Consider the following 12,102-nt stretch of genomic DNA (forward strand, 5'->3'; position numbering starts at 1 on the left):
GGGAATGACGTCAGACCAGTCTGAATCTCATCTTAATGGAGACTAATCCATAGATTGCCGCAGCCGCAGGAGAACAACGGCAGCTTCGGCTCTTGTCGCGACTTCTGCAGGCGCAAATCGGTTGCCGTCTCTTCCGGTCAGCACTCCGCGCTCGCGGGCGGCCTCGACATAACCCTTAGCCCACGCCGGAATGCTTGCCTCGTCGGAGAAATAAGCGTTCCCCTCTTGTCCGGTCTGCCACTTCATCACTCTGGAGACCATCGCGGCCATCTCGGACCGGTTTACCGTTTGCATCGGCCTTAAGGTGCCGTCGGGATATCCAGTCAGAATCCCCTTGGCTACCGCTGTCCGGATCGCTTGAAGCGCCCACTTCGGGGTGCTGTCGCGATCGCTGAAAGGCAGAGCGCCCGCTTCGCTGTCGATCTCGATCCGAAGCGCCCGAAGCAGCATGACGGCGAACTCCGTTCGCGTGACATGGGCATTCGGCAGGAAGGTGCTCGCATTCACGCCCTCCACAATTCCCAGCATGGCTGCTTCGCAGATCCCCGGCTTCGCCCAGTGCTTCTCTATGTCGGTGAATAAACATCCCGGTCCCTGTGCTGGAGGAGCCGTACTCCCGCCATTATTTTCTTCCGATGGCTTCTCACCGGATAGATTCTCATCGGGTGAATTCCCGCCGGTTTGCCCGCCCCCTCCGCCAGATGAGGAAGCACGAACAACGTTCACCGTCCGTACGGCATCCGCCGCCGCGTTGCCAGAATGATCCTCCACTTTGTACGTCAGCGTATAGGTTCCGACTTGACTCGTGTACACCGCGCCGCTCACCGTAATGTCGGCCGTCAAGTCTCCGTCTCCTATGTCTATGGCGGTTGCGCCCGGATCCGTGAAGGTGCTGCCGACCTCAATCCGCATCGGATTGGCTCCCCGAAGCGTAAGGACGGGGGGTGTAGTATCTACGACGTTTACTGTGCGATGCGTGGATGACGAGCGACCGAATGTATTGCTGACAAGATAATTGATGGAATAGGTACCTACATGTCCGGTATCCACCGATCCGGTTATGACAATTTCGTCAGTCAGGTCGCCGTCCCGCTCATCGTTAGAGGTTGCTCCAGGATCGACAAACGTATCGCCGACCTCAACCTCCATCGTATATAAGCCGTTTAACAGCAAAGAGGGGCTTAGACTGTTGTATACTTTCACGGTGCGCGTCTTGATCGCCGTATTGCCAACCGTATCCGTCACTTGATAGGTAAGGATATAAGTTCCCGTTTGCGAGGTATCGATTGTTCCGCTCGATATTACCCCGTCGGTCACATCGCCGTCCCGACTGTCCTCAGCGGTTACTCCCGGATCGGTGAACGTGTCTCCAAGCTGTAGTTCAATCAGTTCCTCACCGTTTAACGAAATTTCAGGCGCCGTGGAATCCACGACAAACGTGAAAGGGATCTCCGGCTGATGCAGGTGTTCATCCACCGTATCTTTACCCGTAACCGTAAGCGTATAAGTGCCCTCCGGGTAGTCGGCTTCATTGAGCATAATCGAAAAATGAAAGGGTTGATTCTGTCCCGAAGCATAGGTGGCGTATACCGCCGATGTTACCGTATCCCCCTCAGCATTCCGAATGACGTAACCGACTTCCAAGGGCTCGCCGATACTGCCGTCTCGGATCAAGCCGGTGAGCGTAAGCTCATTATGGCCCGATTCTTGGGAATAAGCCGGCGACAAGGGATTTACCCTCACCGATGGGGCAAACGCTGTTAAGTAGGGGTAGCTTGTCCCTTCTTGAACACCCCATATTGGCGTGCTTCCTGCTGGCGCGTCCCACCAACTGGTGTCGAACGTGGCTATTTGCTTCATATCGTCCGAACTAACGGCTTCGTCCCGTCCCGACTCCCCGCCTACGGTCTGTAGATCAGGGGGATTGTCGCTCTCATTCCAGTAGGAATTAGTCATTGTGTAGAAGGGAGATAGGGAATCTATTTGGCCCACCAAGCCGCCGGCAGGGCCTGTGCTCGAGCTTACCCTCCCTAATGCATAACTGTTCTCAATCAGTGCCGGGATATGCGCTGGGCCAGACACTGTGCCTGCCAAGCCGCCGATCGGGGCATTAGTAACACCTAAGTTTTCTACATGGCCCGTTGCATAACTGTTGCGAATACTGCCAGATGACAGATCGCCAACAAGTCCGCCAGAAGGTCTGTAATTGGCCGCAGACACAGAAACATGGCCCGTTGCATAGCTTTGGTCTATTGTACTAAATACACCAACTCCTCCAACTAATCCACCTAAGTAAGTATTGTCGTCAATGTCTAACCGGACATGAGCGTCACTGTTGGACAGCGTAGCTTGAGACATTTGTCCGAGCAATCCCCCTGCCGCAAAACCGTAACCTTTGATTTCACCGGTCACTGAACAGCGATTAATTGTGCCGTTACTTAAGAGACCGACAAGTCCGCCGACATTGGCGTGTATATTTGTCGACCTGATATCCACATTTTCCAGTCTCACATTTTCAATCGAAGCTGCAGATCCCATCACCTGACCGAAAAAGCCAATATAGCCAGCGTTCGAAACGATGGTGAGCCCGTTAATGATGTAGCCCTCACCATCGAAAGTCCCGCTAAACGGGATACTGGCTGCTCCGATCGGCACCCAATTGCCATAGGCCGATAGATCAATGTCCGCCCCAAGCTTATAACTGGCCGTTAGATCTTCGCGGACGCAATCCAACTCTTCTGCCGAATGAATGATATAGGGATTCCCCGGACTGCCATCTGTCTCGGCACTGAACGTGCAACTTGCCGCCAGAACGTTCCCAGGCCATGCCCCTATTAAAGGCAACAACGCTAGCAGAGCAATCAAAGCCGTCGTCAAACTCTTTCTCATTACATTACCCCATTTCATTCCTATTCCGATAGTTAATCCTGTACAAATTATCAGAACGTAATGAAAGAGTAATGAAAGAAAGTCATTACTTTATTTTTCTCCACTTGAATCCGTCATCGGAAATCGCGACCTCGCTAAATGAGTACCCAATAAACTGATTGCCCGCTTGAATGACGAACATCGTGTCGATAGATTGAACCTTCGTTTCTTTCCAGTTTTTCTGATCCTTCGAGGTGAGCACTTTCGTCTTAACCCCTTTTTCGGTCCAATACTGCATGAATACATAGTACGTATTCCCTTTCTTGTAGATCGGCGATCTGTAACTGTTCGTCTGCAGAGGTTTCGGAACGGTTTGCCGCTTGAAGGTGACGCCGTCCGTCGATGTGATTTGATGCGACCAACCGTCGAAGAGAGTGATCACACCTTGCCGGCCGACGGTCTCGGCGTAAGTCGAATACCGGTGGCGCGTCGTACTGTCTTGACGTCCTGAGCGCTGCGTCCAGCGGACAAGATCCTTGGAGGTAGACACGAACAGCTCGGCGGAGTAGCCCATGCTCGGATCGATCAGGAATTGATTAGCCTTCTGAGGCTCGCCGCGGTACAAGTACCCTCCGTCTACCGCGGAATATTGCTTGCCGTTCCATAGGATGACCGCATCCTGCGTCGGAAGGACGCTCAGCCGCTGCCACTTCACGCCGTCCGGCGACGTGAACACGTAGGTCTGATTCATCTCCCAACGCGTAGCGAGCAGCAACTTCTTGCCGTTCACCGTCTGGAGGCTGCTAATCGTTAACGGAAGGCCGTCGTCGTCTTTCAAAGAAAAGGACGTCCATTCCTTCCCGTCTTTGGAATAATAGGTTTCGACAACTTTGCCTGTGCCGTAGTCGTTCGTCGCCAAGTAGAATAGCCCGTTGGCATAGTGGACTCGGAAGTAGGCCGTTCTGTCCGGCAACCTGCGGGCTTCCCACGTCTTGCCGGAATCGCGCGTAATGTTAAGGAATTTCGGCGAAGTCGTCATAATGGTGCCCTTGCCGTTCGTCGCTAAGAAATAAACCTCGTCCTTCGTGGCGCGTTGGTACGTGACGGGGAATTGACGGACGACCTGTACGACTGCAGGTTCCTTCTTCGCTCCCGCGGCAGGATCTTCCGGAGGCAAGGAAGAGAGCGGACTCAGATCGGACCGTTCTTGGAATACGATGGCTTGCGCTTGAACAGGCTTCGAAGGGAGAAATGGAACGATAAGAAGAATGGCCAGAAAGGCGAGAGAACGGCGAATCAGCAGCATAACTTAGGACTCCTTATTCTGGGTTTATATGGCATCATTCAGCATTATAAAGCATATAAGAGAAACCGACTATTCCTGCCTCCATTCGGCAACCTGGGCGCAAGCGATTAGCTACCCGACTTTGCGATACCTCGCCAGAAAAGTGAATATCAGCTCATCCATTAGCGGTTGGACGGCTTCCGTGTTGATTCCGTGTTGGAATAAGGCCGGCCAGGTGAGCGCGCCTTCGATCATCGCGTAAAATACCCTTGCGGTCAGGGCCGGATCGTCTACCTGCAACTTGTCGTCTTCGCGCGCGGCAACTAGCCATCGGATTAGCGGTTCGAGAGGGGAAGCGTATTTCGCCCGCGTTTCCCTCGCATAGTCGATATCTCGAATAAACACGGAAGTCAGCACCCGCGATAATCCGAGTCGAGCGGGGCTGTTGATCAGAAACAGCTCGGCATTCGCAAACGCCGTCAACTGCTCCTCCAATGATTTCGCAGGATTATAGTCGATTTGCTTCAGGATCTGTTGCTCTTGGAGAAGCCGGGCAACTACCCCTTGGAAGAGATTCTCCTTATTCGTAAAGTGATTGTAGACCGTGCGCTTGGACACGCCGGCGATCTCCGCGATTCGATCCATGCTTGCGTTGTCGTAGCCCATTTCGGTAAATACTTGCATGGCTCCGTTAAGTATAGATTCGCGCTTTCGGCTCGTGTCTCTTTTCTTGACTGCGGGTATCGCGTCCATGGCCATATCGTTAAAATCCTCTCAAGATGGGATTGATTAAACTACACGGTTCAGTGTAATTTACTGTTGACTGGCAGCTAATTACACTGTAGAGTATAATTAACAGTCCGGTAAAATTCAAGCCCTTGCCTTGAATCAGACGAGCGGCAGAACCAAGTTGTCATGGTCTCTAGGCGCGGCTTTTGTGCTGCAAGCCGTCACGTCGCTGGTTAGCGGAGCATTCCTGCTTAACCCGCTCGTCGATTCGGAAAGCATACGGAACACTAATATTGGAATCAAAGGCTTCAAATCTATAGCTCGGAAGGAAGGGATTCCATGAAAGCGGTCGTATGCACGAAATATGGCCCTCCGGAAGTGCTCCAACTGAGGGAAGTCGCCAAGCCTTCTCCGAAGCGTAACGAAGTATGCATTAAAATACATGCGACAGCGGTAACCGCGAGCGACGTCTACATTCGCGGCTCCCAGCTTCCGCTGCGGTTTTGGCTCCCGATGCGGCTGTTCCTGGGGTTCGCCAGACCCCGAAAATCCGTTATCGGCATGGTGTTGGCAGGAGAAGTGGAATCCGTGGGGAACGACGTTAAAAGGTTCAAAGCGGGGGATCAGGTTTACGGAGTTACCGGCTTCGGACTGGGCGCTTACGCGCAGTACACCTGCATGAAAGAAACGGACTCCATGTATGGGTGCCTGTCGCTTAAGCCTGAAAATATCAGCTGCGAAGAGGCGACGGCGGCCGCATATGGCGGGCTTCTAGCGCTGCAGCGAATAGAAGAAAGCCCTATTGAATGCGGGCAGCGAATTCTCGTGTACGGGGCTTCGGGAACATCGGGGACGATGGCCGTGCAGTTGGCAAAATATTACGGAGCTGAAGTTACGGCGGTATGCGGTACGCGGAACTTGGAATTCGTGCAGTCGTTGGGCGCAGATCGAGTCATCGACTACACCCGAGACGATACGGCCCATCTCGCCGATCGTTACGACATGATGTTCGATATGGCCGGCAAAGCCAAAAGCTCCAAAGTCAAAGAGCGATGCAAACAATCTCTGCGCCCGGCGGGTAGATACATCTCCATCGACGACGGGAAGCTGGAATTGAACTCGGCACGCCTTGCCCGAATCAAAGCGTTAATCGAAGCCGGGGCTGTTCGTCCGGTCGTTGACGCCATCTACCCTCTGGAGCGAATCGTCGAAGCGCATGCCTATGTCGAAACGGGACGCAAACGAGGCGGAGTAGCCGTATCCGTGCCGCATTCCGACTCTCCTCCCGATTTTACTTGAACCGTTCCTGTACGCTGCCGATAAACATTTTTCCCGCTTGACCCAGGAACTTGTCGGATCTATACACGATACCGATATCCCGTTCAGGCGTAGGCTCAACCAAGCTTATGATATGATAATACCGGTCATCCCAGGTTTGCAAAACCGTTCTGGGCAGAACGGTTCCGCCAATATTGTTTTTCACCAATCGCTTTAATGAAATCATCGCCGACGTTTCGATAACGGGTTTCAGATCAAAGCCCTGATCTTCACAATACGAATTGATCAGCTTGCGGCAATGATGGTTATTCGGAAACAACACGAGACTCAGATCTTTTAGTTCCTTCAAGTACATTTGCGATCGTGTCGACCATTCGCTGCTTCTCGATACGGCCACTGCAAACTCTTCCGTATATAAAGGCACGTGGACCAGCTTGCTTTCTTCCACCACAGGGGCTGCGGTAATGCCGATATCGATGTTCCCTTCCAGCACCTCTTCAACGATTCGATTGGAATCTTGAATCAGAAGTTGAATGTTAGGAAACTTTTGATGGAATTCAATCATAACGGGGGTCAACACTTCATCCAAATCACACGGCAGCACCCCCAAGACCAACCTCCCTCGCTGCATCGTGCGCAAGTCGTTAATCGCGTCATAGGCATAGTCCAGGTTTCTGAAAATTTGGCTGCACTGCTCGTACAGAATCCGTCCGGCTTCCGTGATTGCAATTCGCTTGCCCATACGATCGAACAGCGGAGTCCCGATCTCATCCTCCAACGCTTTGATTTGCTGGCTTAAGGTCGGCTGCGCCATGTTCAGAAGTTCCGCCGCTTTCGTGAAATGCAGCTGTTCGCAAACAACCTTAAACGACTCCAGATGCCTCAGTTCCATTTTATTTCTCCCCGATCATTCAAAATCACAATGATAATAATTCAAACTATCTATTTTTTCAATGAATTCATTTTTGATATACTTCAGTCAACGAGAGGCCTCTCCTATCAACCTGCAAAATATGGAGGTTCAAAATAAAATGAAAAGCGAGCAAAATAATCCGTTTGCCAGATTGCCTGAAGCAGCCAGCTTTCATGTGACGAGCTCGGATATTCCTGAAAATAAAGTCTTATCCGCACCGCAGCTTTCCGGAAAATTCGGAGTAGCAGGCGGGCAGGACATTTCTCCTGAATTGAAATGGTCCGGCGCCCCGGAAGAGACAAAAAGTTATGCGGTTACCGTGTATGACCCCGATGCTCCTACCGGATCAGGATTTTGGCATTGGGCTGTCTGCAACATTCCCGCTAACGTGACGCAACTGCCCTCCGGAGCAGGCAACGAGGACGGCCCCGGCCTCCCGAACGGAGCTATCCAATTGAACAACGACGCCTCATTTGCAGGTTTTATTGGTGCCGCGCCGCCTGTTGGAGATGGACCTCATCGCTACTACTTTGTTGTTCATGCTTTGGATGTCGAGGATATAGGCGTTCAGGCCAGTTCGACACCGGCCTTTCTAGGCTTTCAAATGCTTACCCACACGTTAGGCAGAGCGGTGCTCGCAGCAACGTTTGAACGATAATAAGCGGTTATACTAGTTATTGATGACTTATTGCATGCATAAAACTACGCAGTTATAATAAAACTAAAGAAGGAGCCGTGCGCCAACACGACTCCAACAGCACAATGGGCCGCTTCAAAGGCGGTCGGCTTCAGTAGACAAGATCAGAAGTAGACCACAGTCCTAGCCGGGAGGGTGGTCTATTTTTTTTGGTTAATCATTGCAACGATGGCAACAACCAGCGTTAGCAGCGCTACAATCAGCGCGCCAAAACCGATCATCAACATCAGAGCATCCTTAACCTCCATGGGCATCCCTCCCTTCTTCTCGAGAGGTAGCCGACCACCCTTGCAATCCGTTCCATGTGCTTGTCCTATTATAGCATTTTTTGTAAGTCAATCGATAGACGAACAGACTGTCTCCCGGCAACCCGCCACAGGCCCCTTATAGTATGTTACCCTATCCTTATATCCGTTCATCCGTGGAGGGTCTATGAAGCTGTTGATCGTAGAGGACGATATTGCGATATCGTATATTATTGCGAGGGTTATGCGGGAGGAAGGGTACGAGGTTGTCGAATGTCCTAACGGAGAAGAAGGCTTGCATCATGCTTTATACGGTGAATTCGATCTGATTATTCTGGATGTTATGCTTCCCAAGGTCGATGGATTTACGTTTATCCAAGAGACCAGAAAGCGAAACGTGGATACTCCGATCCTGTGTCTGACGGCAAAAGACGGATTAAGCGACCGGGTAGAGGGGTTAACGATCGGAGCGGACGATTATGTGACGAAGCCTTTCGAGATTCCGGAACTGCTCGCTAGAGTTAAAGTCCTGCTGCGCCGATATGGGAAGGTTAATCAGGAAGATCAGCTCAGCTACGGCCCGATTGTCGTTCATGCCAGAACCCGATCAGCCTCTGTTGCAGGAGAAGAACTGATCTTAACGGAGAAGGAATACGAGCTGCTTGAGTACTTGCTCATGAACAAAGAGCAGATCGTGACGAAGGAGCAAATCTATAACCGGATCTGGGGGCTTGATTCGGAGGCAGGCATCGGCATTGTCGAGCTGTATGTCCATTATCTTCGGAAGAAGCTTGCTCCATGGCATGCGGATCAATATATCCGAACCGTGAGAGGCTTGGGATATAGGCTCACAATATCCGAATAGCTATTCAAAGGAAAATCAAAGGTTCATTTATTATATTCTCCTTAAACGCATTAAGGGGGATACGGTTCATGAACCTTGCAAAACAGATGTTTAAGAACAATAGAGTTGTCATTCTAGGGGTATCAGGATTACTTGTCTTACTGATTGTAGCCGGTTTGTTATGGCAGGCCGAACAAGAGTCAGAGGATTTCGAGGCAATCATTCAAGAGATAGCGGTTGTCACACTTAAGGATAATCCCGAGGTACTGCTGTATTTGGGCGTGGAAGAAGCGGATGGGATCCGATGGGACCCCACTAAGCTTACCGACCTATCGGATGCCGATTACAAACAAAGAAACGATAATCTCACAGATTTATTGAGAAAGTTGAATGCATACGATGCTGCCAAGCTCTCCCCGGAAGACAAGCTTACCTATGATATCGTCAAATGGGAGCTGGGTGCAGAATTGCAGTTGAATCCATATTCGGATCTGAACACGGATGAATATCTCTTACTTTCCAATTTCCCGCCGTACTTCGCGAACAACTATCCGATTCGCAACTACGAAGATGCAACCAATTACAATCAGGCTCTGATCGGGTTCTCAAATAAAATGGCACACTTCATCGATAGAATCCAAGAGAGAAAGCGGAAAGGGATTATCCCTCCTTACGAAACTCTGAGGCAAATGCTTGCGAACTATGAGAGTTTGCGAAACACGAAGCCGGAACAAACGATTTTGTACACTTTATATGCAGAGAAATTAGCGAACCTGCAACTCGATTCGTCCAAGGAAGAAGAGTTAAAGAGAGCGCTGCTACAAACCATAGTCGATCATATATTAACTTCCTATGGCAAGCTTGCAGATTTGATCAAAAACGATCTTATGAAGCAAGCATCCGGAAGTCAAGGGATTTGGAGTCAACCGGGCGGCAGCGAGTATTATTCCGCAAGGCTTAGAGCGGCCACGGGAACGGACCTCGACCCTCTGGAAGTTCACGAGCTCGCCAAGCGCAAAGTAGAAGAGATTGTGAAGGAGATCAGAAGCCAGACTTCGGAGCAAACGCAGGATACCGCTGCCGCGAATTCGCTTCTGAGCGGAGAGGAGCTGCTGCAAGCCGTTAGCGGACACCCGGGTAAAATAATGCCCAGCTTGTCCGATTGGTTCGACGATGAGCTGATTACGGACAACCCGGTAGATGTACGATCGTATCCGGTTCCGTTCTCGGGGGCGGGCGCGTTCTATATTCCCCTATCCGTGGACGGCTCTCGAGACGGGAGATTTTTTCTGCCGCTCGACAACGCGATTCCCGCGTCGCTGGCCCATCTCCTGGCGGTGCATGAAGGGGTTCCCGGACATCATCTTCAAATTTCAATCCAATATGATTCGCCCACAATTCCGTTGGTTCGTAAAGCAAACCTGCTACCCGGGTTCGTAGAGGGATGGGCGGTCTATGCGGAAACGTTGTGCGCAGACAGCGGTTTGCTTGATCCGGTCACGGTACAAAGCCACCTGCTCAATTCGTACCTCGGCGCCGTGGTCGACACGGGGATTAACGGGCTGAAATGGACAAGGGAACAGGCAAACGAAAATATAACAAGCCTCATCGGGACCGGCAGCGACGACTTGATCGACAGCGTCATTGCTTTCCCCGGACTTCTGTCGAGCTATGCGATCGGATACGACCAATTTCAATCTTTTCGAGAGAAAGCCGAAGATGAGCTTCAAGATCGTTTCGATCTTAAAGCCTTTCATTCTGTTCTTCTTCGTAACGGAACCATGCCATTTCCGATACTGGAGCAGCAAGTAAATCAATACATCGAATCCGTTAATTAAAAAAGGAGAGCTAACCCCAGTATGATCAAACGTACGCTAGTACAAATGACGGTATGGAACAGTACGGTCGTATTTTGCTTGTTCGTCATGCTGGGGGGAGCGTTATACGGGCTGGCGCGTTATCAGATTTATTCGGACATTGACCGTCTGCTGGTGTTCCACATTGATAATATGCGACAAATCACCTTGAGTACCGGAGAGCAAATCGTTAACGTCGATTCGCAAGAACCGGAACGTTTTATCTTGGATTATTGGTGGGATTCCAACGATGTTTTGGTTAAAAGCGTATACTACGAGAGAACATTCTGGGAGCTTAGTTCGATTCTCCGGGAAAAACAGAGCCACATGGGGCCCGAGTCCATCCGAATGGGGGAGAAAACCTATCGCTTTGTTAGCAGGCCTTATCAAGGGAACTTGCCGGAAGCCGAGAAGCGGTCGAGCTTACCCTTGAAAACAGTTCAGCTCATGACGGAAATTACGGCCGAGGTGTACTACTTAAATCGGTTATTATGGAGCATCGGGATCGGAATAGGTGTCGGCGCGTTCTTGTCGGTCATCGCGGGTTACGCATTGGCCAGAAGGGCGCTCGTTCCGATTCAGAAAGCTTGGGACAAGCAGCAGCAATTCATCGCAGATGCCTCTCACGAGTTAAGGAGCCCGCTTTCCGTCGTTCAAGGGCAGATGCAATTATTGCTGCGCCACCCCGATCATACCATCGAGGAAGAGAGCGTTCCAATCTCGGCCGTTCTGAAGGAAACCCAAAGAATGAGCAACATGGTTGGCGGGCTGCTTCTGTTGGCAAGGGGGGATTCGCATGAGGAGGTTATCTCGTGCAAGCCTGTGCGAGTTGACGGGATCGTTAAAGAGATGGCCAAAAATATGGAGCCGATCATGGATTACAAGCAACTGCGGTTGCAGGCCCATATTGAAGATACAGAACTTCTCATCGCCGGAGATGAGGAACGACTTATGCAGCTGTTCATGATTATAATAGACAATGCCATTAAATTTACGCAGGAGCGTGGACAAATCGATCTTGCCTGCGTTAGGCAAGGGAAATCGGTTCTGGTAACCGTCAAGGATGATGGAGCGGGAATTTCGGAACGCGATTTGCCGCTCGTATTTAATCGCTTTTATAAGGGAGATACCGCTAGAGATAGAAAGGATCATGGAGCAGGCTTGGGGCTGTCGATCGCACGCTGGATCGTCGATCAGCATCACGGTTCTATCCATATTAGCAGCGTGGCGGAACGCGGCACTACCGTTACGATTCGTTTTCCTCTTCTATAGGACTTGTCTCCTTCTGGTTGCACGTATATTCGTGCGTAGTATAATAAAACTATAGAAGGAGCCGTGCTGCTAACACGACTCCTCCTGGCACAGTAGCCGCTTCAAAGGCGGTCGG

General features: G+C 51.0%; 10 protein-coding genes. 5 read left to right on the plus strand and 5 right to left on the minus strand.

Features of this window, described 5'->3' with window-relative positions:
• Window positions 1–42: 42 nt before the first annotated feature.
• The 3 genes from B0G52_RS31795 to B0G52_RS31805 form a co-directional block, all read right to left on the minus strand.
• On the minus strand, window positions 43–2,889 hold the full coding sequence (locus B0G52_RS31795; protein ID WP_158223970.1) for an immunoglobulin-like domain-containing protein: 2,847 nt from the start codon (window positions 2,887–2,889) through the stop codon (window positions 43–45).
• A gap of 85 nt (window positions 2,890–2,974) precedes the next feature.
• Window positions 2,975–4,174 (minus strand): beta propeller repeat protein, encoded by a 1,200-nt coding sequence (locus B0G52_RS31800; RefSeq protein ID WP_094050464.1) that lies wholly within the window; start codon window positions 4,172–4,174, stop codon window positions 2,975–2,977.
• A 111-nt stretch (window positions 4,175–4,285) separates the two neighbouring features.
• Window positions 4,286–4,912, minus strand: coding sequence for a TetR/AcrR family transcriptional regulator (locus B0G52_RS31805; RefSeq protein WP_094050465.1), 627 nt, complete (start codon window positions 4,910–4,912; stop codon window positions 4,286–4,288).
• 309 nt (window positions 4,913–5,221) lie between these two features.
• Here B0G52_RS31805 and B0G52_RS31810 point away from each other — a divergent pair, with 309 nt between their 5' ends.
• On the plus strand, window positions 5,222–6,181 hold the full coding sequence (locus B0G52_RS31810) for an NAD(P)-dependent alcohol dehydrogenase (protein ID WP_094050466.1): 960 nt from the start codon (window positions 5,222–5,224) through the stop codon (window positions 6,179–6,181).
• Here the strand turns inward: B0G52_RS31810 and B0G52_RS31815 are convergent.
• Complete coding sequence (locus B0G52_RS31815; protein ID WP_094050467.1) at window positions 6,174–7,052, minus strand: LysR family transcriptional regulator; 879 nt, start codon at window positions 7,050–7,052, stop codon at window positions 6,174–6,176. The two genes, B0G52_RS31810 and B0G52_RS31815, sit on opposite strands and share 8 nt — an antisense overlap.
• 139 nt (window positions 7,053–7,191) lie before the next feature.
• Here B0G52_RS31815 and B0G52_RS31820 point away from each other — a divergent pair, with 139 nt between their 5' ends.
• Window positions 7,192–7,731 carry a YbhB/YbcL family Raf kinase inhibitor-like protein gene (locus B0G52_RS31820; protein ID WP_094050468.1) on the plus strand — a complete coding sequence of 180 codons (540 nt, stop codon included), beginning with the start codon at window positions 7,192–7,194 and terminating at the stop codon, window positions 7,729–7,731.
• Window positions 7,732–7,910: 179 nt separating this feature from the next.
• On the opposite strand, the gene B0G52_RS31825 is transcribed toward B0G52_RS31820, so the two are convergent.
• Window positions 7,911–8,018, minus strand: a complete 108-nt coding sequence (locus B0G52_RS31825; RefSeq protein WP_233163265.1) for a putative holin-like toxin — start codon at window positions 8,016–8,018, stop codon at window positions 7,911–7,913.
• A gap of 184 nt (window positions 8,019–8,202) precedes the next feature.
• Between B0G52_RS31825 and B0G52_RS31830 the strand changes: the two genes are divergently transcribed.
• From B0G52_RS31830 to B0G52_RS31840, 3 genes are all read left to right on the plus strand, one after another.
• Window positions 8,203–8,880 carry a response regulator transcription factor gene (locus tag B0G52_RS31830; protein WP_094050469.1) on the plus strand — a complete coding sequence of 226 codons (678 nt, stop codon included), beginning with the start codon at window positions 8,203–8,205 and terminating at the stop codon, window positions 8,878–8,880.
• Window positions 8,881–8,948: 68 nt separating this feature from the next.
• Entirely contained in the window at window positions 8,949–10,697 is a 1,749-nt protein-coding gene (locus B0G52_RS31835) for a DUF885 domain-containing protein (RefSeq protein ID WP_094050470.1), read from the plus strand.
• Between the two features lie 21 nt (window positions 10,698–10,718).
• Window positions 10,719–11,987, plus strand: a complete 1,269-nt coding sequence (locus B0G52_RS31840; RefSeq protein WP_094050471.1) for a sensor histidine kinase — start codon at window positions 10,719–10,721, stop codon at window positions 11,985–11,987.
• The last annotated feature ends 115 nt before the right edge of the window (window positions 11,988–12,102 follow it).

The organism is Cohnella sp. SGD-V74 (assembly GCF_003001675.1).
GTDB lineage: Bacteria > Bacillota > Bacilli > Paenibacillales > Paenibacillaceae > Cohnella.